Consider the following 23205-nt stretch of genomic DNA (forward strand, 5'->3'; position numbering starts at 1 on the left):
GAGAAAGGCAGCAACACAATAGGTTGATAGCATCCGGTGCACGGTTGTGTGAACGATCGTGCCTCGCTTTAATGTGCAGTTTTCCTCCTCTGGGATGATGTTGGCCGTCGTTCAGGGTAGCTAAACTATAAGAGGTAATTTCCCATTTACAAGGAGAATTTGTCTCATGACTGATGCTGCGGCTCGCGCCGTTGACTTGTTCAAGCAATACGGAAGCGATGACACAGCCGTTGTGGCCCTGGATCATGTATCCATTGAATTCGGCAAGAACGAATTCACTGCGATCATGGGCCCATCGGGCTCCGGTAAGTCGACGCTAATGCACACGATGGCTGGTTTGGATTCAGCGACTTCCGGCTCGGCGTTTATCGGCGATACCGATATGTCGGCGCTCAACGACAAGGACATTACGGCGCTGCGCCGTGATCGGCTGGGCTTTATTTTCCAGTCCTTTAACCTTGTTCCTACGCTGACTGCCGCGGAAAACATCACGTTGCCGACCGACATTGCGGGTAAGGACGTCGATAAGCAGTGGTTCGAAGAGGTAACTCGCCGTCTAGGCTTGGCAGAGCGCTTGGAGCACCGACCGGCTGAGCTATCAGGCGGCCAGCAGCAGCGCGTGGCCTGTGCCCGCGCGCTGGTTTCCCGTCCGGAAATTATCTTCGGCGATGAGCCAACCGGCAACCTGGACTCCAATTCTTCGGCCGAGGTGCTCGATATTTTGCGGACGGCAGTGGACAAGGATGACCAAACCGTGGTCATCGTGACGCACGATGCGAAGGCAGCGTCGTACGCGGACCGAGTGGTTTTCCTTGCTGACGGCAAGCTTGTCAACGAGTTGCACAATCCGACGATGGAGGCCATTCACCAGGTAATGGCGGAGATTGAGGGCTAAATGGCACGCGGAAATGCAATGCGCAGGGTGTCCCTGCGCAATATCGTGGCGCATAAGTTGCGCCTTGGGCTGACAATTCTCGCGGTGGTCTTGGGCACGGCGTTTATTGCCGGCTCGTTTATGTTCACCAATTCGCTGAAGTCTACTTTTGACTCCGCCGTGGATAATGAATTTCGTGGCGTGGATGCGGTGGTGAGCCAGAAGGACGATAACGGCGGGAAGCTGGATGAAAAGCTTCGCCAGAAATTGGCGGATGATGAAGATGTCAAGAACATCAACATCGCGGATTCGGAGACCGTCGTCGCAGCCAATGAGGACTCGGAGGCCTATCAGACTCAGGGCGGTACGGCCAGCGTTGTCCCGTTTTATCCAGAGGATAAGGTCGTTGGCGGCGCCGATAAGCTGAAGGAGGGCGAGGAGCCGAGCGGTAAGGACGAAGTCCTTGTCAATTCCTCCGCGGCGGATAAATATGGAATCTCCGTGGGACAAAAGCTCATTGTGGTTCACCCCGATGAGCAGGATACGGTAACCGTTTCTGGTATCTCGGAACCAGCCGTAGACCAGGGCGATAGCATCGTGCTGAGCATGGCCGAGAAGGACTACCTGGAGCGCTACGGCGATCCGAGCCAGCTCAAGGTTTCTGCGGCCGAAGGCGTGGATGCGAACGCCTTGGTGGATCACCTAAATGACAAGTATGACGTCAAGGCGGAGTCGGGCGAGCGCCTGGCGGAGGAAACCTCTGAGATGATGTCCTCCGCCTTGAAGTTCATTAACTATTTCCTCATTGCATTCGGTTTGATTGCGCTGCTGGTGGGCACGTTTATCATCGCTAATACCTTCTCCATGATTGTCGCGCAGCGCACCAAGGAATTCGCACTTCTGCGTGCGCTGGGTGCTTCCCGCCGCCAGATTACGAACTCGGTGGTGGTGGAATCTGCCATCGTGGGACTTCTGGGTTCCATTGTCGGCGTTGTTGCCGGCATGGGTTTGGTGGCCATCATTAAGGCAGTAATGAGCGCGAAAGGAATGCCGTTCGACGGTGGCTTGGGCCTGAGCGTTTCGGCCATCGTGGTCCCGATTATTTTGGGCACCATCGTGACGGTCGTGTCCGCGTGGGCCCCGGCACGGCGCGCAGGTCGCGTGCAGCCGGTTGAAGCGATGCGCACCACCGAGTCTGCTTCTGCAACGTCCCTGAAGGTCCGCACGATTTTCGGTGCCATTATTTTGCTGGTTGGCATTGTTGCGGCGTTGGCAGGCGTGCTTTCCGACGGCGAGACGAACGTCCGCGCCGTCCTCGTCGGTGTGGGCGCGTTCGGGGTCATTGTCGGATTCTTCTTGGCTGGCCCGGCCTTGTCGCTGCCTTTGGTGCCGACGGTAGGCAAGGTAATCGGTGCGCCTTTCGGTGCTATCGGTTCTTTGGCGGCGACGAACTCTCGTCGCAATCCACGCCGCACGGCAGCCACTGCATTTGCGCTGACCCTGGGGGTGGCCTTGGTGACGGCTATTGGCATGCTTGGTGCGACGATGAAGTCCTCCGTGGCCGATACCGTGGAGCAGAACATCACCTCGGATTACCTCCTTTCTGGCCCTAGCTCCGGTGAATTCCCAACACCGAAGGACACTGGTAAGCGTGCGGCTGAGGCTGAGGGCGTAGATAAGGCCATCACCATCGGTATGGCTCCAGTGACCGTTGATGGTCAGGCATCGATGGATTATGGTCCGCAATTCCAACAGACTACGACTGCGGATGGAGATCCGTCGTCAATGATTGCGCTCGACATGGTCGAGGGCGATGCCAACTTGGATAAGGGATTCATTGCTACCGAAGACTTTGCCAAGGAAAACGGCTGGAAGGTAGGAGAGACCTATAAGGTAGCTTCTGCGGAAAAGGACAAGAAGGCCGAGGCCAAATTGGTCGGCATCTTTAAGCCCACCGATGTTGTGCAGAATATGGTGCTCTCGCAGGAGGTAGCTGAAAAGGTTGCACCGGAGAAGTCCTTTACCGTCCAGATGGTGGGCGTCTTGGGTCAAGAAGGCTACGACAAGGAAGAACTGCGCCATAACCTGGAGGATGCGGTTAAGGATCTGGTTGTGGTTCAGGTTAATTCCGGTGAGGAGTATGCGGGCCAAGCTGCAGGCTTCATCGACCAGATGCTCTCCATCCTCTATGGCCTGCTCGCCCTTGCGGTGGTTATTGCAGTGCTGGGCATTGTTAATACCTTGACCTTGGGCGTGATTGAGCGCCGCCAGGAGATCGGGATGTTACGGGCCGTGGGCACGCAACGCCGCCAGATTCGCACGATGATTACCCTTGAGTCCGTGCAGATCGCGCTCTTTGGTGCGGTGATGGGCATCCTCATTGGCCTCGGCTTGGGCTGGTCTTTCATTAAGATCCTCGGTGATGAGGGACTAGACTCTGCGCAGGTTCCGTGGGCGATGGTGCTCATTATGCTGGTGGGCTCGGCCATCGTCGGCATTATCGCAGCAGTTTGGCCTTCGCACCGCGCGGCGAAGACGCCGCCATTGGAAGCAATCGCCGACTAGCTGCCTAGTCTAAGGCCTCCCCTCATCACACGTTGAAGGGAGGCCTTATTGCTTTTACGCGGCCATCCATGCCTTGACTGCAGATACCGCATCCTTGGTCTTCATATCAGGCAGGTATGCGTGCATGGTGGCCAGCGCGATGGAAGGAAGCTTCAATTCATCGTGATAGCACAGGTACCACGGGTGTTCCTCCGGTTGAAATTTGCGCTTACTGGCTGCGAGGGTGCGGAAGCCGTAGAGCGGTTCGACTCCTTCCCCAATGCGATTGAGGGCGACGTCGAGCCAGTTAGGCTCGTCAGGCTGTCCAGCCAAAGGCGCACCGGACAAAGAGATCCAAGCAAGACCTTCGGACTGGGCAATGAGCATCGCTTCTGAGATGAGGAGTTCAATTACTCCCTTAAAGCCGTGCTCGTTGCGGCGCATGACGTCGAGAACGTAGCCGGCAATAGCACCATTTTCATATACCGGCATCCAACTGGTCACACCATGCAAAGTGCCGTCGGCGGACTCGGCAAGCAAAAGCCGGGTGCCGGTCACCATCATTTCTTCTAAGCCGCCGAGGGTAAAGCCCATCTCGGGTAGGGCCTTGTCGGAAACCCAGTCCTCGCTGAGTGCGCTAATGCGGGCGATAGAGGCAATATCTAGCTCCTCCCACGTGGTCCACCGAGTGCTAACGCCTTCCTTCGCGGCTTTGTTTCGGGCCGTGCGCACATTTTGAAATTTCTTTCCTTTGAATTCCACGGATTCGCAGTTGAGGACTGCTTCTTCTGCAACTTGGAGACGCTTGAGTTGCGGGTGAGCATCGGCGAACTGCGCACTGACGGAATACCACGTCACGGCCCAGCCTTGCTCGGCGGCAAAGCGCTCGAACTCGGCGCTGATATCGAGACCGATGGGGGCGCCCAGCGTGAGCGCGATGCCATTGGAGACGCGATAGGCCACATAGGAGTCACCGTGGAAGTAGTACCGGTTGGATTTCCACAGCGTCATAAAGGAGAGGTGATCGCCGGTACCGGCTTCGAGTAAGCGGCGTGCGGTGGCGCGGTCGGACTCTTGGGCCGGGTCAACGGGCCGAGAAAAGCCAAGGTAGAGGCGGACTGTCAAAAGGATCCAGAAGGCGTTTCCAACCCATAGGTAGACGAACCAGGAAAACATCGTTGCCGGCGCGACGTGGTGGGGAAGGATAAGCGCAACGACGGCCGGCACGAAGCGCAATGGGGTCTCTGCGAGGATGTCGGAAAGGCTTGCTGGAGGAACGGTGTTGTGCAACGAGGCGATAAGGATCCAGAAGCCCGCGCCGAGAGCGGCGGCAAGTATAGCGAAGGCAATAGTGCGGGTGAAAAATGCGCGATTTTCTCGGATCCGGAAGAGCGAACGATTGATAAGCAGCATGAACAGCGCCAAGAGCCAGGGCAGGATGACGAGCACGAGGTTGGCCAGGAGATAGCTCAGGCGGGAATCATCCCAAAGCTGGTAAGTCAGCAGGGCGATGGCCAGTACTTGGGTGATAACCGCCATCCACCAAGCGAGCACGCGGCCGCGCATAAGACCAAAGCACACCACCAGCTGGATGATAAACGGCATGATATTGGCTACCAAAGCGCCGATGCCTTGGGCACGGGCGAGATCGACTGCGGCGGTGCAGCTGGTAGAAGTTAGCGAATCTGTGCAGGCTTGAGTCGCCTCCAGAGCAGAAAGGTGCGGTGCCCACAAGAGCTGTGTGATTTGGGAGAAAGGACCTTCGGCCATGGGGTCGAGTGCCACGAAGGCGGGGCCAATGGCTACGCAGGCGACACCGACGGCGAGGAGCACGCGACGCTCCCTGATGGAAGGCGGTGCGGATTCGGGCTTAAAGAGCAATTGGCCAGCCGTAATAGACAGAGTGACGGCGACAATGCCGAGAACATCTGACATGGTGCCGGAATAGAGCACAAAAGTGGTGGTAAGCACGATAAGCGAAACGCGCAGACGGCGGCGCCATAAGCGGGGGAGTAAGCCGGAAGCAAAACCGGCGGCACCGGCAATGAAGCCGATAGGGGTGAGGAAGGTATCGTTCAATAAGTCATTTCCCCATCGATTTAGGCCTACGGTCTCAATGCCGCGGGCGAGCACGATGGACAGCGGGACGCTGATGAGCTGGGAGACAACTCCTACCGCCAATGTGCGCAAGGAACCTAAGCGCCATTCAGCGGGAACGAGCCACAGCACGATGAGTACGGACAAGATAATGGCGCCACCGGGGTGCGCGGTAGTCAGCGCCAGCCAGTGGGAGGTGGGGAAGTCCACTAGGTGAAGCGACCACATAATGACTAAGACGGCTAGGGAAACGGGAAACCTGGTCAGGATGGTTTTAAGAACGGACATCGTTGCCTCCAATTCCATCGAAGGGATCCTTGATAGCGGTCATTCCACCGCGGCTAGCGGCCCATGCGAAGGATTCGCGCAGGGCCGGGCGCCATACTTGAAAGGAGTGTCCACCGGGTCGGGTGCCAAAGTAGGTTTTCATGCCGGCGGTGCGGGCGGCATCGGAAAGCGAGCGCAAAGCATTGACCGAAGCAGTGTCTTTATCACCAGCGATGAAGATGGCCTGGGTAGAGAAGTGCTTGTGGGCGAGCAAGTGGGCGGGGTCCTGGTCATTGAAGGCGGATTCGTCCCCGGCGAAGAATTTCTTCACCGTTGCCGCGTGGTTGCCAATGGTGGGCTCAGCCTCGCCGGAAATGTCGATGATGGAACCATAGGCTTCGGGTCGGTTGGTGGCGATCTGTAGGGAGCAGGTGCCGCCGTAGCTTAATCCGCCCACAGTCCAGGTGCGCTGATCCGGGTTGACTTTGAATTTTTGCTTAATGGCTTGTGGCACGTCCTGGCTGAGGTAGGTCATTACCTTGGCCTGGGAGCTATCGGCACAAATGGGGTTGGCGGTTTCAGAGCCGGTGGCGTCCACGGCTATGACGATGGGGCTGCGGCCCCCGTTAGCCGCCTGGAATTGGTCTGCAGTTTCGGCCGCCTCGCCCGAACCGAACCACTGATCCGGGCCGCCCGGGTTGCCGTGCAGGAGCACGATGACAGGCAGGGTGTGGTTCGTCCAGTATGCCGGCGGAATATACGCCGTTGCTTGCCGAGCGGCGAAATGGGAGGTGGTGCCGGGAAGATTCACATGGACGATGGCTGCACCAGACTTGGTGTGGGAAAATTCTTCGTAGCTCATTTCCTTCGCCACAGGGCGCGGGTCAAGGGACGCAATATCGGGATAGGTTTGGTATTCCATGTTGACGATGCCGACCGTGGCCAAAAGGGAAAAGATTCCGGCGGTGACCGTGACAATTTTAGGTTTGCGTACCAGCGCTGCCACGGGGACGAAGGCGGCGAAGAAGATGTACCACGGTACTTGCCAATGACGCAGCAAGAACCAGGCAATAATGCACAACAGGGCGGCGATGACCAGCGGCCACACCTTGCGCTGGAGGAGAATAATGATGCCCGCAATCGCGAGGATGGCGTAGAAGATCACGCCATTGATGGGATCCGCCAAAGGCAGATTCAACAGGAAACTCACCCGAAAAATATTAGGCTCGAGCGAGCCGAAAGTAACTGCTAGTTAGCTGGGAGTTTACCCCTTAAATCCCGTGATAAATGCGGGCCGCCCAGATGGTGCCGCGCCAAGCTAATACGATGCCGAGTCCGATGGTCCAGAAGAGATATTTGCTAAGCCGCCACCATTGTTTGCGTTTGGTCATTTCTCCTAGTTCCTTGGCCAGCGTGGACCAGGTGGACAGGCCACCTGCGAGGCCGAGGGCGAGGAAGGGGTGGATGAGGGGGACGTCGGCAAGCTGGGCGAAACCATAAGCCAGGCCGAGGGCGAGGGAGCCCAAGATATTTGCCACGAAAGTGCAATAGGGGGCGGGTAAAAGCCGGGTGAAACCATAGCGGAGGCTACCGCCTATGAAGCCGCCGAGAAGGACACAAAGAAGATTCATCGCAGCTTGTCACCTGCCAGGTAGCCGCCCACGCAGCCAACGACGGTGGCAAGGACATAAGCCAAAGCGATGGTCCAGTGTGCCTCGGAGGTGAGGAAGGCGAAGGTGGCAAAGCTAGTAAAACCGCCCAGCACGCCCGTGCCCCAAAATGGGCTGGGGCGGAAGTAGCCCATGAGCGCGCTGCCGAGAATATTAATGATGAGCAGCGGGATCATCCCGCCGCCGAGCGCTGCGGAGAGTAGGTATCTGGCAGCCGCACCGAGCGCGGCGCCAGCACCTACGACGAGGAATTGAGGCATGCGGCCTATGTTACTTCCAGTCCATTCCCTGGGACTCTACGAACGCGCGCACCTCATCTACCGGTTTAGTGAGCTTGGGATCAAAAGCGAGGTACGCCTTAGTCTCGCGGGCTACTAGGCCGGAAAGGAGGAGTAGCCCAATGAGGTTCGGGATGGCGATGAGGCCATTGGCCAGATCGGAGAAGGTCCAGGCAAGCTCGAGCTCCGAGACGGAACCGACAAAAAGCAGGCAGGCAAAGAACATGCGGTAGGGGATCGAAGCCTTGCGGCCGCACAGGGATTCCAAAGAACGCTCGCCATAATAAGCCCAGGCCATGATGGTGGAAAAGGCGAAGAAAATAATGGAGAGCGAAACGATGGTGCCGCCCCAGTCGCCAGGCAATACACGGGAGAAAGCCTCGGCCGTCATGATTCCGGCTTCGTCGCGGCCCATATCCCAGGTGCCGCCGACCACAATGACCAAGCCGGTAATGGTGACCACAATGATGGTGTCAATGAAGGTCTGCGTCATGGAGACTAGCCCTTGGCGCGCCGGGTGGGGGGTTTGGCGGCCGCCGCGGCGATGGCGGCGGAGCCCATGCCGGACTCATTAGAGAAGATGCCGCGGGCGACGCCGTATTGAATAGCCATCATGATGGTCGAGCCTACGAAGCCGCCACCGGCGGCCGTTCCAGTGAAGGCATCGCTGAAAATCATGGCGAAGGCGGCGGGGATCTCGCTAGCGTGCGAGAAGATCACAAACAGTCCACCAAGAACATAAACGATGATCATTAAAGGCACGAAGGCCGCGGTGATGCGGCCGATGGCCTGGATTCCACCGAGGAGTACGGAGCCTACCAAGACGAACAGGATTGCACCGGTGGCCGCTGGGGCGATGCCGAAAGTGGATTCCATATTGGTAGCCACGGCATTGGCTTGGGCGAGGTTGCCAATACCAAAAGAGGCACAGATTGCAAAGATGGCAAAGAAGACAGCTAGCACGGAGCCGAGCGGCCCGGGGATACCGCGCTTGAGATATTGCTGCGGGCCGCCGGACATTTCGCCCTTAGAGTCGGTGGTGCGAAAGCGCACACCGAGGTATGCCTCGGTGTATTTGGATGCCATGCCCACTAGACCCGTAATCCAGATCCACACCAGCGCGCCCGGGCCGCCAATAGATAGTGCGGTGGCCACGCCCACGATATTTCCTACGCCTACGGTGGCAGCAAGAGCGGTGGTCAGCGCCTGGTAGTTGGAAATATCTCCTTCGGTGGACTCATCATCAGAGTCTGTGGCAAAGACGTGGCGCAGCGCGCGGCCCAGTGCCCGAAATTGGAGACCGCCCAAGCGGATGGTCAGCCACAGGCCCGTACCCAACAGGAGCGGAATGAGGATGAATGGTCCCCAGACCACGGCGCTGATGGCGGAGAGGATGGAATTAAGCGAGTCCATTCTGTAAATCTAGCGAACTATAGAAATGGAGTAAATTTGTCCATACCCCCAGCCGTGGGAATATTCGTCCTGCGCAATCACCGGGGAAAAGGCAAGCTATAACTATACGGACCCCAACCCCAAGGAGTACGCCATGGCTCACGCGCGCGCCGGCATGCTTGCACAACCATCGGACCTCATTGACATCGCAGAATTGGTCACCGCCTACTACACCCGCATCCCGGATGCGGATAACCCTGACCAGCAGGTCTCCTTTGGCACCTCCGGGCATCGCGGCTCCGCACTCGACTGCGCTTTTAATGAGTCGCATATCCTGGCGATTACCCAAGCCATTGTGGACTACCGTGCAGAGCAGGGTGTTACCGGGGCGATTTTCATCGGCCGCGATACCCACGCGCTTTCCGAGCCCGCCATGGTCTCCGCCCTCGAGGTGCTGCTGGCCAATGAGCTAGAGGTTCGCGTCGATGACCGCGGCCGCTATACCCCGACCCCGGCGGTATCCCACGCGATTTTGACCAATCCCGGTACCGACGGCATTGTGATTACCCCTTCGCATAACCCTCCGCGCGATGGTGGCTTCAAGTACAACCCGCCAACCGGCGGCCCGGCCGATGCGCAGGCAACCGATTGGATTGCAGGGCGCGCCAACGACTACTTGCGCGCCGGGCTGGAGGGGGTCAAGCGGACCTCGGTTCACGGCGTGCTGGATGAGCGCTGCGTGAAGCACAACTACGTACGCGATTATGTTGCTGACCTAAAGAACGTGGTGGATATGCAGGCTATTAAGGACTCCGGCCTGCGCATCGGTGCCGACCCCATGGGTGGTGCCTCGGTGGACTACTGGCAGGCCATTGCGGATCACTACGGGCTGAATATGACCGTGGTCAACCCTGATGTGGACTCCACCTTCCGCTTTATGACCTTGGATACGGACGGCAAGATCCGCATGGATTGTTCCTCGCCGGATGCCATGGCCTCGCTTATCGACGCCCGCTCAAGCTTCGACCTTGCCACCGGCAACGACGCCGATGCGGATCGCCATGGCATTGTCACGCCCGATGCGGGCCTGGTGAACCCCAATCATTATCTTGCCGTGGCTATTGAGTATCTCTTCAGCCACCGGCCGCAGTGGGGGAATGCCGGTGTGGGTAAGACTTTGGTGTCCTCCTCCATGATTGACCGCGTGGTGGACAGCCTAGGGCGCGAGCTGGTGGAGGTTCCCGTCGGCTTCAAGTGGTTTGTGCAGGGGTTGGTTGAAGGCACCATTGGTTTTGGTGGCGAAGAATCGGCCGGTGCTTCCTTCCTGCGATTCGATGGCTCCGTGTGGTCCACCGATAAGGATGGCATCATCATGGATCTGCTTGCGGCAGAGATTACCGCGGTAACGGGCAAGACACCGTCTCAGCGCTATGCCGAGCTGGCGGATAAATTCGGCGCTCCAGCCTATGCCCGTACCGACGCCCCAGCCAACCGCGAGCAAAAAGCCATCCTGAAGAAGCTATCTCCCGAGAAAGTCAGCGCTACGGAGCTGGCAGGGGAGGAGATCGTGGCCAAGCTAACTGAGGCGCCCGGCAACGGTGCTGCCATCGGCGGCTTGAAGGTGGCGACAAAGAATGCGTGGTTTGCTGCCCGCCCTTCTGGTACGGAAGACAAATACAAAATCTATGCGGAGTCTTTCCTGGGTGAGGAACATCTCAGACAGGTACAAGCAGAAGCACAGGCAGTTGTCACCCATGTGTTAGAGGGTTAACGCTAAACTCATCCTCGTGAGTAGCAAGATTAATGGGAAGCTGGTGCTCGACGTCATCAGCTTCATCGCCCGCTTCGGCATGGCCTGGGTGTGGATTGAAGCCGGCGTGCACAAGCTCGGCAAAACTCTAGACATGACCCAAGCCATCAAGGGCTATGGCATTTTTACGCCTGAGTGGGCTCTTTACCTAGCAACGGTCATTGGTCCATTAGAAGTTATCGGTGGCTTGCTCTTGCTTCTCGGGCTGTTTTTGCGTAGGTCCTCCATCGTGGCAACCATCGTGTTGCTGCTGTTTATGGTGGGCATCGCGCAGGCTTGGGCCCGCGGGCTAGATATTGACTGCGGCTGCTTTGGCTATGACACCCAAAATCCTGACCGCGGAATGGATTATGCGAAGACGCTGTTGCGCGATGCCGCGTATTTATTCCTGACCGTATGGACCATCAAGCGCCCTTTCACCAAGTTTGCCCTTCACCCCTAATAGGTGGGCAAGGTAGGCTGTATTGGTCCGAAGATTTTCAAAGGCAAGGTTCAAATGAGCAAAGTAACTGACCCGAACGATAAGGGTGGCAACGGTTTTATCTGGGGAGTCGGTGTACTTCTCGTCATCATTGCCGTTGTTATTGGCTATATCGTGTGGAACGGTAAGCAATCTGATGATGGCATCGAAGACGTCAATATGACTATGGAGTTCTCTGATGGTGCTATCACGTTGAAGGGCGAGAGCGCTACGGACGATACCCCTAAGGTAGATCTGTACGAAGATTACTCTTGCCCGCACTGTGCTGAATTGGCTCAGGCTACCGACGGCGACATGAAGAATGCCATCGAAGAGGGCAAGCTGATCGTTCATGTGCGCACCCTCAACTTCCTGGATGGCAAGGATATTGAAGGTCAGGAAGGCTACTCCACAAAGGCGGCAGCCGCTATGTCGGAGTTGGCAAAGTCCGGCGACATCAAAACCTATTGGAATTTGCGTGACTTCCTCATGCAAAACCAGCAAAGTGTTGCTAATAAGTGGGGCATCGAAGACATTGCTAACCAAGCCAAGGAGCTTGGCGCCGAAGATGATGTTGTTGAGTCCATGAAGGACGTAGACATCAAGCAGGGCAATAAGGTGGCAAAGACCAACTACGACAAGCTGGATAAAGAAACCGGCTCTGTCTCCTCGCCGCGTATTGTTCAAAATGGCAAGGATGTTCCATCCGAGAAGGATCAAAAGGCCGGCAAGAACCTGGGCGATTGGGTAGAGATCGTCACTCAGTAGCAGGCGATTTGGAGAGTTAAATACCCTCCATGTATATTTAAGCGAGTTGCAGCCCACAAGGTTGCACCTCGTTTGAGGGGCTATGGCGCAGCTGGTAGCGCACCACACTGGCAGTGTGGGGGTCACGGGTTCGAATCCCGTTAGCTCCACAAAATAAAGGAGAGGAACATTAGTTCCTCTCCTTTTTGCTTGCCTCGGGTGCCTAAAGTTTTGATAAGTCCTCGTCAAGCATGCACTGGTCGATAGCAATGCCTACGGCGGCTCCGCTACCCATCGCTTGGGAGACTTGATCCGGCGAGCTGACTACATTGCCTGCTGCCCAGAGGCACGGTACTGAAGTTTGGCCACGCTCTGCTTTGATCCAGCCATTGGCCGATTCGCAACCAGCATCCCTCAACAGTGCATTGTTGGGCAGAAAATCGGGCCCAGTAAAGCATGCTTCGTAGATGTCTACTCCATCGGCGCTGCGTACCTCTACGCCGGTGGGCGATGCCTGATCCGGCTGGACTTGGGTCACCTTCGCATCGTTTATTTCTACGCCCAATCCGGCGAGCTGAGTGAGGTCAAGCTCGGTGAGCTCAAGCCCGTTGGGGTAGAAGGTCAGAGCACTCGTCCACTTAGAAAGCAGTTTGCTAATGCGGATGGTAAAAGGCGGATTCGCGCCGCCAATGAGCGCAACCTTCTTCCCCTTGACCTCGTGGCCGTGGCAATAAGGGCAGTGAAAGAGACGCGTTCCCCACAAATCACTAAGGCCGGGCACCTCAGGGAGCTTGTCTGTGAGACCAGTAGCAACGAGGACATGGCGGGATTCTAGAAGCGTGCCATCGGTGAGACTTACTTGCCACGGGGCCTGCTCGGAAGGCCGGGAGAGGCTTTCCACGGTGTCGTGGGAAATATTTCCACCAAATTTCTGCAATTCCGCGTGGCCCCGCTCGAGTAGCTCGGTGGGAGCTACGCCGTCGAGGCCAAGGATGCCGTGGGAATGTTCGCTGAAACGGTTGCGGGGAGCGCCGGAATCGATAAGCTGAACATTCCGGTTAGCGCGGGCCAAGGTGATGGCTGCGGCTGTGCCGGCAAAACCACCGCCGATGATGATGACGTCTGATTGCATTGCTCATCCTTTATGGGAAGTGGGTAGCATGGTTCGCAGCCGAGTATATGCAGTCAACGTCGAAGGGGCCCGCGCGTCATGACTTACGAATCTACGGGGTTCTTTACACGCGATGCGCTTTACGGGGCGTCTCCTGCGCAGGCAGTGGGCAGGTTCTTTGTGAGATACTTCAACTTCCTTGGTCGAGCGTCTGTGAGTGAGTTCTGGTGGGTATTTGGCTTTCTAGTGTTGATTTCAGTGCCAATTAGCGCCATCGATCAGCATTATGGCGTGAATATCAAGCTTGTTGTAAAAGGATTTCTTGCTATGCCGGTCGTTTCCTTAATTTTCCGGCGGTTGCACGATTCTGGGAGAACGGGGTTCTTATGCTTGATCGGGTTTATCCCTGTGTTCGGTGGGTTAGCGCTCTTATTCATGATGTGTTTGCCCACGCGGGAGCGCGGAACGCTTTAAAAGTTCTCTTGCCTGATTAGGCTGGGCGACATGCAGACTTTTTCAAAGCGAGTGCGTGACACGGATCAAGCTGGCGCGGAGGCGGCAGGATTGCGGTGGCTTGGGGAAGCTACCGATGCGGTGGTCAGCGTAGTAAGCGCCGACGGGTTAGAGATCGTTACCGAGCGCGTGGACGAGGTCATGCCCACGCCGGAGGCGGCGAGGAAGTTTGGTGCGGAGTTGGCTCGCATGCACCGCGCAGGAGTCGAAGCGTTTGGCGCACCTCCTGCCGGATGGGAGGGAAAGAACTTCATCGGCAGCATCGAGCAAGACTGCAACCCGACGGATAACTGGGGCGAGTTCTATGTCGAACAGCGCGTGCTTCCCTTTGCGGCATTGGCTGGGATTAGCGCGGCGCAGTTGGACTTGGTCCGGCGAGCCTGCGATGCCATTGCCGCGCGCAGTTGGGATGTGGCGCCGGCTCGCATCCACGGTGATCTATGGGCAGGAAACCTGCTCTTTGGTTCTGCCGGCGGCATCATGATTGACCCCGCTGCCCACGGTGGGCATCCGCATACGGATCTGGGAATGCTGGCCCTTTTCGGGGCACCATACCTAGAGGAGATTTTCCGAGGTTATGGTGCGCCGAAGGACATCGAAAAGTGGATTCCTATGCACCAACTGCATCCGCTGGCAGTGCATGCGCTCACGCATGGTGCAAGCTATAACCGGCCGCTGGAGCGTGCGGCTGCCGCAACCTTGGAGGCATTGGCCTAAAGGTTCGGCCCCTGCGGCATGATGCGTTTATGAGCGCCGCGGCGCCATAGGGTTTCGATGCGTTCGCGCGCGGCGTCTGGCACCGCCTTGCCCTCTAGATAGTCATCGATGTGGGCGTAGGTGACGCCGAGGGCTTCCTCGTCGGGAAGCTGGGGCTTATCGTCTTCCAAGTCCGCGGTGGGGACCTTCTCCCAAGTAGAGCGCGGGGCGCCGAGGTGCTCTAGGAGGGCGGCGCCTTGGCGTTTGTTGAGCCCAGCCAAGGGGAGGAGGTCTGCCGCGCCGTCGCCCCACTTGGTAAAGAATGCGGTGACGTTTTCCGCTGCATGGTCGGTGCCGATGACGAGGGCGCCGACCTCGCCGGCGATAGCGTACTGGGCGGTCATGCGCAGGCGGGCCTTGGTATTGCCGCGGTTGAAATCGGTGACGTCGGCAAGCTGCACAGCATCCGCCACCTGCTCGTCGAGAGCCAAGGTAGCTGGTTTGATATCGACGGTGGGGCGGTGATCGGGCTGGATGAAATCGAGGGCAATCTGGGCATCGTCCTCATCTGCTTGGACGCCGTGAGGCAGGCGCACGGCCCAAAACTCCGCGCCGTCGACGCGGTCCACCGCCAGTTGCGCGAGCTTTCCCGCCAAGGTGGAATCCTGGCCACCGGAAATTCCCAGCACGTAGCCCTTAGCACCGGTGGTGCGCAGGTAGTCAACCAAGAAATCTACGCGACGCTGGACTTCCGCTTCTGGATCGATAAAGGGACGTACACCCAGGGCTTTTATGATGGTTTGCTGCAGGTTTTCGGCATCGTTCGACATGACGTTCATGGTAGCCGCCTGACACAATATTGTGCTGTGAATAAGGAAGTTTATGTCAAGGTAGTAGCTGGCATAGCGGCCCTCGGTGGGCTGCTTTTTGGATACGACACCGGAGTGATGTCCGGTGCCTTGCTTTTTATTAGCCCCGAATTCGACATGAGCGCCCACCAAGAGGGGTGGGTGACCTCGATGCTGCTTGTGGGGGCGGCTGTTGGGGCGCTGACAGCTGGGCGCATCGCCGATAGGTTTGGCCGCCGCTTCACACTGATTGCGGGTGGCATCATTTTCGTGTTGGGCTCCATCTGGTGCGCTCTGTCCGGATCGGTGGGGATGCTGGCCACGGCACGCACGTTCTTGGGCTTTGCCGTGGGTGCGGTATCCATCGTTTCCCCCATGTACATCGCGGAAATCGTGCCCGCCAAGGTGCGCGGGCGCATGGTCTCACTTAATACCCTGGCGATTGTGGTGGGCCAGTTGATGGCCTACCTGGTCAACTCCGCGCTAGCCTCTACTGGCAGCTGGGAGTGGATGCTGGGCTTGGCCGCCGTGCCAGGACTAGCGTTGGCGCTGGGAATGGTGTTTCTGCCAGAGACGCCGGTATGGCTAGCGACGAACGACAAGATGGCTCGTGCCCAAGAAATTGCCGGGCGCGCCGGGATGGATATTTCGGAGCTGACTTCGCAGGAGACCGCCCGCAAGTCCAGCGGGTCTGAGTGGAAGGCGCTTGCCGCCAACCGGTGGATGCAGGTTACGGTGCTGCTGGCCATGCTGATGGGGCTCACACAGCAGATTACCGGTGTCAACGCCATTGTGTACTTCGCGCCGACCATGATGAACCAGGTGGGGATTTCTACGGCCAATTCGGTCTACACTTCCATCGTTATCGGCACGGTATCCGTGCTCGCCTGCTGGGTGGGGCTGAAGGTGGTAGACCGCATTGGGCGCAAGCGCCTATTGCTCATCGGCCTGACCGGCAACGTGGTCTCGCTATTTATCCTCTCCTTTGCTTATTCCCACGCCCAGGATTCCACCACTATGGCAATGGTCTCGTTGGTATTTATGGCGCTGTTTATCGCCTTCCAGCAAGCGGCGGTCTCACCCACAACATGGCTGCTCATCTCCGAGCTAGTGCCGCTGCAGGTGCGAGGTCTAGGCATGGGCATCGCCGGATTGTCTTTGTGGGCAACCAACTGGGCCGTGGCGCAGTATTTCTTGCCGCTAGTGGAATGGTTGACCGGCCCCGTGGCGTTCATCGTCTTCGGAGTTTTTGGTCTCATCGCCATCGGCTACACCAAGGTTTTGGTTCCAGAGACGATGGGACGTAGCCTGGATGAGGTAGGCGAGGAGATGAAGTCGCGCTACGAGCGCGAGTCCGCAGCCGTGAAGCCTTAGTGTTTTGGTATTGACGGCCGTGTGAGGTAAAATTTTTCCTCGTGTCATGGCTGGGGATTCCCAGTCCGTGCTTTACTTATTCAACCGCATGTAGATTGCGCATAACGAAAGGAGCGCCCGATGAAGGTCCGTAAGTCCCTTCGGTCGCTGAAGAAGAAGCCGGGCGCCCAGGTTATTCGCCGCCACGGTAAGGTCTTCGTGATCAACAAGAAGGATCCCCGTTTCAAGGCTCGTCAGGGCTAATTGATTCGCGATTCCATCCGCTCCCTCCGGCTATCCGGAGTGGGGCGGATTTTTTATGCGTGGGCTCTGGCGCCGAGGATAAATTCTTTTAAGATCGGGTAAGTATAAAGGCAAATATATGAATATAATTATTTTGTCTATCCATACCGTAAGAAAGAAGAATAATATCCCAGCGAATCGTTGCTGCGCTTGTTGCTGCCGCCCTCGGATTATCCGTCCCAATCGCTCAGGCTGCTGAGCCGGAGTGGGAGTCCTCTGCGCTGGAGTCTCTTGGTATCAATGACCCGTCCTGTGTGCCTTCTGGAGACATTGCAGAGCCCGTTGTGTTGCTGCATGGAACCTCGAATAATGCTTCCGTGTGGGGCAATCTAGTTCACCTTTTGTAGGACCAGGGGGCATGCGTGTGGGCCTTTGACTATGGTGCAGATGACGTCACCTTGCAGAATATGATTCCGAGCGTCAAGGCAATTGCTGACTTGGATGATTCTGCCGCGGAAATTGCAGACCAGGTGGACTATGTACGCGAGGTCACTGGCGCGGAGAAAGTAAACTTAGTGGGCCACTCCCAGGGCGGCATGCACATCAAGACCTATACGCAGATGCACGATGGGGCGAATCATGTGTTCCATGCGGTGGCGCTGGGTGGTAACTTCCACGGCACCACGCTGGGCGGGCAGAGTGAAGTTCTGGCCAAATTCATCGCTTTCGCGCCCCGCCTCGCCGCCTTCTTGGCTAGCACGGCCGGCACCCAACAGGTAGTGGGGTCGGAGTTTATGCAACGGCTGAACGCCTTGCCAGACACCGCGCCAGGCGTGCTCTACACCTCCATCTACTCGCCGGCGGATATGACGGTAACTCCGAATAGTTCCTCGCAGCTGGCGGCCGTTGACGGCGCCGATGTTGTGAACCTCGCCCTAGGTGAGGTCTGCGGCGTGGCTCCTCGGCACGATAAGCTGCCGACCGATTGGGCGGCCTTGAGTCAGGTTATTTTTGGCTTGAAGCGCGCTCCGGGGGAGGAGCCAGAGCCGTCTACCTGCGTCTCTGAGGAGCCGTCGGTGGTCGGTTCTTAAAACGGAACACCATACCGAAAATGTGAACTTTGACACACAAAATGATGAACTCCAGGTAAACCTGCAGGAATCTCATTGATGTAGTTTCATGGCTGTCCTTGGGTGTGGTCAACATGTTGGGCCTGGGGGTGTGTCATCCTGGGAATACCATGCCTGTAACTACTACATATTGTGTTGGTTGCGGGTAATTCCCCCAAAGTATAGTGTCGTTGATGTTGCTCAGAGCGGCGCAGGAAGCGCCCGAATAGGCGGGAAACGCTCCCCGTTCTGACGAGTTTTCAATGCAGGAGCTTTAAGGATCTATATGTCTATCACCGTTTACACCAAGCCAGCGTGCGTCCAGTGCAACGCCACCAAGAAGGCTCTCGATCGTGCCGGACTCGAGTATGACCTAGTTGATATCTCGACCGATGCAGAGGCTCGCGACTACGTTATGGCATTGGGTTATGTTCAGGCCCCAGTAGTTGAGGCCAACGGTGAGCACTGGTCTGGATTCCGCCCAGACCGTATCAAGGGCTTGGCTTCCCTAGCGGCATCCGCCTAAGGGGTAGGGGAGGCCAGTAGCGATGTTGGTCGTGTATTTTTCCTCCGCGACGGAAAATACGCACCGGTTCGTGCAGAAGCTGGGCTTTCCCAGCGCGCGCATTCCGCTGCGCCGCACGGAGGAGCCCCTCAAGGTCAACGAACCTTATGTCTTGGTGTGCCCCACTTATGGCGGGGGCGCATCCATTAGCCACCAAAACTCCCGTCCCGTGCCCACCCAGGTAATTAAGTTCCTTAATGATGAGCACAACCGCAGTTTCATTCGCGCGGTAATCGCGGGCGGTAATAGCAATTTCGGCGCCGACTTTGGCAAGGCTGGTGACGTCATCAGCGCCAAATGTAAAGTGCCCTATGTATATCGTTTCGAGTTGCTGGGAAACGATGACGATATAAAAATTTGTCGTGAAGGCTTATTGGCTAACGCCGCCGAGCTCGGGCTCGAGGCCGCGGCCTAGCGCCCACTACGACTTAAATAAAGATCCTAATTTTTAAGAAAGGCCTTGTCAGCTGTGAGTACGCAATTGGGGAAGACCGTCGCCGAGCCAGTTAAGCCTGAAGAGCAGTTGGACTACCACGCTCTGAATGCGATGCTGAATCTCTACGATGCAAACGGCAAGATTCAGTTCGATAAAGATCGCGAGGCCGCTAACCAATTCTTCCTGCAGCACGTTAATCAAAACACGGTCTACTTCCATGATCTGGAAGAAAAGATCGATTACCTGATTAATAATAAGTACTATGATCCGCAGGTCATCGAGCAGTATGACTTCGCTTTCATCAAGGAGCTTTTCAAGCGCGCATATTCCTATAAGTTCCGCTTCAAATCTTTTCTGGGTGCGTATAAGTACTACACCAGCTACACACTGAAGACCTTTGATGGCCGCCGCTACCTCGAGCGCTTTGAGGATCGCGTCTCCATGACCGCCCTATTCTTGGCAGATGGTGATACTGGCCTAGCAGAGCGCCTCGTGGACGAGATTATGACCGGCCGTTTCCAACCGGCCACCCCCACTTTCCTCAACGCTGGCAAGGCCCAGCGTGGCGAGCTCGTGTCCTGCTTCCTGCTGCGCATCGAGGACAATATGGAGTCCATTGGACGCTCCATCAACTCCGCGCTGCAGCTTTCCAAGCGCGGCGGCGGCGTGGCGCTGCTGCTATCTAATATTCGTGAATCCGGCGCGCCCATTAAGCACATTGAGAACCAGTCTTCCGGTGTGATCCCAGTGATGAAACTGCTGGAGGATTCCTTCTCTTATGCCAACCAGCTTGGTGCCCGCCAGGGTGCTGGTGCGGTCTATCTCAATGCGCACCACCCAGACATCATGGACTTCTTGGATACCAAGCGTGAGAACGCGGACGAGAAGATCCGCATTAAGACCCTCTCGCTGGGCATCGTCGTGCCGGATATCACCTTCGAGCTGGCCAAGCGCAATGACGATATGTACCTCTTCTCGCCGTATGACGTTGAGCGCGTCTACGGCAAGGCCTTCGGTGATATCTCCGTTACCGAGCACTATGAGGAGATGGTGGAAGACCCACGCATCCGTAAAAAGAAGATTAACGCCCGTCACTTCTTCCAGACCGTGGCAGAGCTGCAGTTCGAGTCCGGTTACCCGTACATCATGTTCGAGGACACCGTGAACCGCGCCAACCCGGTAAAGACCTCGTGGATCAATATGTCCAACCTGTGCTCCGAGATCCTGCAGGTTAACTCCGCATCCGAGTTCAATGCAGACTTGACCTATGAAGAGCTGGGTAGCGATATCTCTTGTAACCTGGGCTCGCTGAATATCGCGATGACCATGGACTCGCCGGACTTTGCCACTACGGTGGAGACTGCCATCCGCGGCCTGACCGCTGTGGCGGATAAGACGTCCATCGATTCCGTGCCGTCTGTGCGCCGCGGAAACGATGAGTCTCATGCCATCGGCTTGGGTCAGATGAACCTGCACGGCTACTTGGGCCGCGAGCACATCGAGTATGGCTCGGAAGAAGGCTTGGATTTCACTAATGCCTACTTCGCGGCCGTGCTATATGCGGCATTGCGTGCTTCTAATAAGATTGCCCGCGAGCGCGGGGAGTACTTTAAGGAGTTCCCGCAGTCCGAGTATGCCTCCGGCGAATTCTTCGACCGCTATGATCCGGAAGAGTTCAAGCCGAAGACAAAGAAGGTCCAAGAGCTTTTCGCGTCCTCTTCGATCCATACCCCGTCCGCTCAGGACTGGGAGGAGTTGAAGCAGGATGTGGCCAAGCATGGGCTGTATAACCGCAACCTGCAGGCAGTGCCACCGACGGGCTCGATTTCTTATATCAATAACTCCACCTCATCCATCCACCCGATTGCCTCCAAGATTGAGATCCGCAAGGAAGGCAAGATTGGTCGCGTCTACTACCCGGCGCCGCATATGGATAATGACAACTTGGAGTACTTCAAGGACTCTTATGAGATCGGCTTCGAGAAGATCGTCGATACCTATGCCGTAGCCACCAAGTATGTGGACCAAGGTCTATCGCTTACGCTTTTCTTCAAGGACACCGCAACCACCCGCGATGTCAACCGTGCGCAGATTTATGCGTGGCGCAAGGGCATTAAGACCCTGTATTACATCCGCCTGCGCCAGATGGCGCTGGAGGGTACCGAGATCGAGGGCTGCGTATCCTGCATGCTTTAGACCGCAGCTAGGGCGCCTCGATGCACGTCGTGGGGAAGGACGTGCATCGAGGCGTTTAGCCGTTTTCTGCGCGGGTGCGGTCGAGGATGGTGCGGGAGGTGCTTTCGGCGGCGTCGGCAAGCCCGGCATCAATGGCCCGGGCCAGCTCCATGTGCAGTTGTGTAGTCCCGCCTATGGGATCGCGCTTGCGGGAGCCAAAGACGGACTTGCCCTTGAGCATGGCCACCAGTGAGGGGGCGAGCGCGGCCAGCATCTCATTGCCGGAAGCCTGCAGGATCAGGGTGTGGAAACGCAAATCGGTTTCCAGTTCCTCGCCCACGCGCGGGGAAGGAGTGGACTCTAGCTCGGCTAAACGCGCGGCGAGGCGAAGGAGCTCCGCCCGCTGCCCGGCGCTGGCGTTGCCGGCTGCGAGTCGGGCCGCCACCGGCTCGATTCCTAGCCGCAACTCGTTGAGGCGTGCCACTTGCTGCCCGCGGGTTTTGTCGTTGTTTAACCGCCAGCCGATGATCGCCGGGTCATATACCGCCCAGTTGTCCATCGGCAGTACCGTGATTCCCACGCGACGCCCGGAGCTGACCATGCCGAGGTGCTCCAGGGCGCGCATGGCTTCGCGGGCCACGGTGCGGGAGATGCCAAAGCGCTTTTCGACGTCCCCCAGACGGAACCGCTCGCCCTCGGCGATGTCTCCGCTTACGATCTCGGCGCCGAGCCTATCCACCACGGAACCCAGCAGGGGAGGGGTGGCACTCATGCGGAAATCCTTTCTTTGCATGCTCCGAAGTAACTGGGATCAGTATAGGTAAGTGGTATCCAGCACAATGGCTTAGAGGGCGGGTGAATTGGGTATGCTGGAGACCTGAATTTGTCCGTTTTTAGTATTGGAGTGACGCCGCGTGTCGCACGAGTACGATGACTACGTTTCTAGTCATGAAAAGCCAGTTAAGGCCATTAACTGGAATAGCATCCCGGATGAAAAGGACCTCGAGGTATGGGAGCGCCTCACCGGTAATTTCTGGCTGCCAGAAAAGGTCCCGGTTTCCAATGACCTTCCCAGCTGGAAGACGCTGACGGAGAAGGAAAAGGAAACCACCATGCGGGTCTTTACCGGCCTGACGCTGCTGGATACCATCCAGGGCACCGTGGGTGCGATTTCCCTCCTACCGGACTCCCAGACCCTGCACGAAGAGGCGGTCTACACCAACATTGCGTTTATGGAGTCCGTGCACGCCAAGTCCTATTCCAATATCTTCATGACCTTGGCATCCACGCCGATGATCAACGATGCCTTCCGCTGGTCCGAAGAAAATGAGAACCTGCAAAAGAAGGCCAAGATCATCTTGTCCTATTACAAGGGCGAGGATCCGCTGAAGAAGAAGGTGGCCTCCACCTTGCTGGAGTCCTTCTTGTTCTACTCGGGCTTCTATCTACCGATGTACTTCTCTTCCCGCGCGAAGCTCACCAATACCGCCGATATCATTCGCCTGATTATTCGCGATGAGGCCGTGCACGGTTACTACATTGGCTACAAGTTCCAGCAGGCGTATAAGCAGTTGGATGAGGAGCGTCAGGCGGAGCTGAAGGAATACACTTTCGACTTGGTCTACGATCTATATGACAACGAGATCGACTACACCGAGGATCTCTACGATGACTTGGGCTGGACCGAGGACGTTAAGCGCTTCCTGCGTTATAACGCCAATAAAGCGCTCAATAACTTGGGCTTTGAGGGGCTCTTCCCGGCCGATGAGACCCGCGTTTCCCCAGCCATTTTGTCCTCGTTGTCGCCGAACGCCGACGAGAACCATGACTTCTTCTCTGGCTCTGGTTCCTCCTATGTCATCGGCAAGGCCGAGGACACCACGGATGATGACTGGGACTTCTAAGCATTCTCGCTGATCAGCGTGGTCTAGCGGCACACCTTCTGCTCTAACTCAACCGAAAGGTTGATAACGAGCGGGGGTGTGTTTTTACGTTTTGGGGGCGCACAATTCCACAT

The 23205-nt window shown here is 57.1% G+C and carries 21 protein-coding genes, 1 tRNA gene and 1 pseudogene; 15 read left to right on the forward strand and 8 right to left on the reverse strand.

Going from position 1 to position 23205, the window contains the following annotated elements; all coding sequences use genetic code 11:
- Window positions 1–166 precede the first annotated feature (166 nt).
- Window positions 167–895 (forward strand): ABC transporter ATP-binding protein, encoded by a 729-nt coding sequence (locus L8V22_RS08690; protein WP_200288678.1) that lies wholly within the window; start codon window positions 167–169, stop codon window positions 893–895.
- A complete protein-coding gene (locus L8V22_RS08695) occupies window positions 896–3439 on the forward strand; it encodes an ABC transporter permease (RefSeq protein ID WP_238801091.1) in 2544 nt (847 codons plus the stop codon).
- A 54-nt stretch (window positions 3440–3493) separates the two neighbouring features.
- Here L8V22_RS08695 and L8V22_RS08700 read toward each other — a convergent pair whose 3' ends face one another.
- The 5 genes and pseudogenes from L8V22_RS08700 to L8V22_RS08720 all read right to left on the reverse strand — a co-directional run bounded on the left by L8V22_RS08700 (window position 3494) and on the right by L8V22_RS08720 (window position 9143).
- Entirely contained in the window at window positions 3494–5803 is a 2310-nt protein-coding gene (locus L8V22_RS08700; protein ID WP_238801092.1) for a bifunctional lysylphosphatidylglycerol flippase/synthetase MprF, read from the reverse strand.
- On the reverse strand, window positions 5790–6992 hold the full coding sequence (locus tag L8V22_RS08705; RefSeq protein WP_238801093.1) for an alpha/beta hydrolase: 1203 nt from the start codon (window positions 6990–6992) through the stop codon (window positions 5790–5792). The genes L8V22_RS08700 and L8V22_RS08705 overlap by 14 nt, the downstream gene beginning before the upstream one ends.
- Window positions 6993–7053: 61 nt before the next feature.
- Window positions 7054–7413 (reverse strand): fluoride efflux transporter FluC, encoded by a 360-nt coding sequence (locus L8V22_RS08710; protein ID WP_238801094.1) that lies wholly within the window; start codon window positions 7411–7413, stop codon window positions 7054–7056.
- Window positions 7410–7712, reverse strand: a complete 303-nt coding sequence (locus tag L8V22_RS08715) for a fluoride efflux transporter family protein (RefSeq protein ID WP_238801095.1) — start codon at window positions 7710–7712, stop codon at window positions 7410–7412. Before L8V22_RS08715 ends, L8V22_RS08710 begins: the two co-directional genes overlap by 4 nt.
- 10 nt (window positions 7713–7722) lie before the next feature.
- Window positions 7723–9143: pseudogene (locus L8V22_RS08720) on the reverse strand (alanine/glycine:cation symporter family protein).
- A 133-nt stretch (window positions 9144–9276) separates the two neighbouring features.
- Between L8V22_RS08720 and pgm the strand changes: the two are divergent.
- The 4 genes from pgm to L8V22_RS08740 all read left to right on the forward strand — a co-directional run bounded on the left by pgm (window position 9277) and on the right by L8V22_RS08740 (window position 12309).
- Entirely contained in the window at window positions 9277–10893 is a 1617-nt protein-coding gene (gene pgm / locus L8V22_RS08725) for a phosphoglucomutase (alpha-D-glucose-1,6-bisphosphate-dependent) (protein ID WP_238801097.1), read from the forward strand.
- A 16-nt stretch (window positions 10894–10909) separates the two neighbouring features.
- The gene (locus tag L8V22_RS08730) at window positions 10910–11374 is read left to right on the forward strand and encodes a MauE/DoxX family redox-associated membrane protein (protein ID WP_238801098.1); all 465 of its coding nucleotides are present in this window, start codon (window positions 10910–10912) and stop codon (window positions 11372–11374) included.
- A 54-nt stretch (window positions 11375–11428) separates the two neighbouring features.
- Window positions 11429–12160 (forward strand): DsbA family protein, encoded by a 732-nt coding sequence (locus L8V22_RS08735; protein WP_238801099.1) that lies wholly within the window; start codon window positions 11429–11431, stop codon window positions 12158–12160.
- Between the two features lie 76 nt (window positions 12161–12236).
- Window positions 12237–12309 (forward strand) — tRNA-Ala (locus L8V22_RS08740).
- 53 nt (window positions 12310–12362) lie between these two features.
- Here L8V22_RS08740 and L8V22_RS08745 read toward each other — a convergent pair.
- Complete coding sequence (locus L8V22_RS08745) at window positions 12363–13271, reverse strand: NAD(P)/FAD-dependent oxidoreductase (protein WP_238801103.1); 909 nt, start codon at window positions 13269–13271, stop codon at window positions 12363–12365.
- 78 nt (window positions 13272–13349) lie between these two features.
- Between L8V22_RS08745 and L8V22_RS08750 the strand changes: the two genes are divergently transcribed.
- Together L8V22_RS08750 and L8V22_RS08755 are read left to right on the forward strand one after the other, a co-directional pair.
- A complete protein-coding gene (locus L8V22_RS08750) occupies window positions 13350–13724 on the forward strand; it encodes a DUF805 domain-containing protein (RefSeq protein ID WP_238801104.1) in 375 nt (124 codons plus the stop codon).
- Between the two features lie 30 nt (window positions 13725–13754).
- Complete coding sequence (locus L8V22_RS08755) at window positions 13755–14480, forward strand: fructosamine kinase family protein (protein ID WP_238801105.1); 726 nt, start codon at window positions 13755–13757, stop codon at window positions 14478–14480.
- Here L8V22_RS08755 and nadE read toward each other — a convergent pair.
- Window positions 14477–15298, reverse strand: coding sequence for an ammonia-dependent NAD(+) synthetase (gene nadE, locus L8V22_RS08760; RefSeq protein ID WP_238801106.1), 822 nt, complete (start codon window positions 15296–15298; stop codon window positions 14477–14479). The two genes, L8V22_RS08755 and nadE, sit on opposite strands and share 4 nt — an antisense overlap.
- A 27-nt stretch (window positions 15299–15325) precedes the next feature.
- Here nadE and L8V22_RS08765 point away from each other — a divergent pair, with 27 nt between their 5' ends.
- The 6 genes from L8V22_RS08765 to nrdE all read left to right on the forward strand — a co-directional run bounded on the left by L8V22_RS08765 (window position 15326) and on the right by nrdE (window position 21209).
- The gene (locus tag L8V22_RS08765; RefSeq protein ID WP_238801107.1) at window positions 15326–16681 is read left to right on the forward strand and encodes a sugar porter family MFS transporter; all 1356 of its coding nucleotides are present in this window, start codon (window positions 15326–15328) and stop codon (window positions 16679–16681) included.
- Between the two features lie 120 nt (window positions 16682–16801).
- Entirely contained in the window at window positions 16802–16924 is a 123-nt protein-coding gene (ykgO, locus tag L8V22_RS08770; RefSeq protein ID WP_003847162.1) for a type B 50S ribosomal protein L36, read from the forward strand.
- 401 nt (window positions 16925–17325) lie between these two features.
- Complete coding sequence (locus L8V22_RS08775) at window positions 17326–17994, forward strand: lipase family alpha/beta hydrolase (RefSeq protein WP_238801108.1); 669 nt, start codon at window positions 17326–17328, stop codon at window positions 17992–17994.
- Between the two features lie 304 nt (window positions 17995–18298).
- Window positions 18299–18538, forward strand: coding sequence for a glutaredoxin-like protein NrdH (gene nrdH, locus L8V22_RS08780; RefSeq protein WP_269966465.1), 240 nt, complete (start codon window positions 18299–18301; stop codon window positions 18536–18538).
- A gap of 22 nt (window positions 18539–18560) precedes the next feature.
- Window positions 18561–18992, forward strand: coding sequence for a class Ib ribonucleoside-diphosphate reductase assembly flavoprotein NrdI (nrdI, locus tag L8V22_RS08785; RefSeq protein ID WP_238801110.1), 432 nt, complete (start codon window positions 18561–18563; stop codon window positions 18990–18992).
- Window positions 18993–19046: 54 nt separating this feature from the next.
- A complete protein-coding gene (gene nrdE, locus L8V22_RS08790) occupies window positions 19047–21209 on the forward strand; it encodes a class 1b ribonucleoside-diphosphate reductase subunit alpha (RefSeq protein ID WP_238801111.1) in 2163 nt (720 codons plus the stop codon).
- Window positions 21210–21264: 55 nt separating this feature from the next.
- Here the strand turns inward: nrdE and L8V22_RS08795 are convergent, their stop codons facing one another.
- Window positions 21265–21960 (reverse strand): FadR/GntR family transcriptional regulator, encoded by a 696-nt coding sequence (locus L8V22_RS08795; RefSeq protein WP_238801112.1) that lies wholly within the window; start codon window positions 21958–21960, stop codon window positions 21265–21267.
- 142 nt (window positions 21961–22102) lie between these two features.
- On the opposite strand from L8V22_RS08795, the gene nrdF reads away from it, so the two are divergent.
- Window positions 22103–23092, forward strand: coding sequence for a class 1b ribonucleoside-diphosphate reductase subunit beta (gene nrdF / locus L8V22_RS08800; RefSeq protein ID WP_023020854.1), 990 nt, complete (start codon window positions 22103–22105; stop codon window positions 23090–23092).
- The last annotated feature ends 113 nt before the right edge of the window (window positions 23093–23205 follow it).

It is taken from the genome of Corynebacterium yonathiae, from assembly GCF_027570195.1.
GTDB lineage: Bacteria > Actinomycetota > Actinomycetes > Mycobacteriales > Mycobacteriaceae > Corynebacterium > Corynebacterium yonathiae.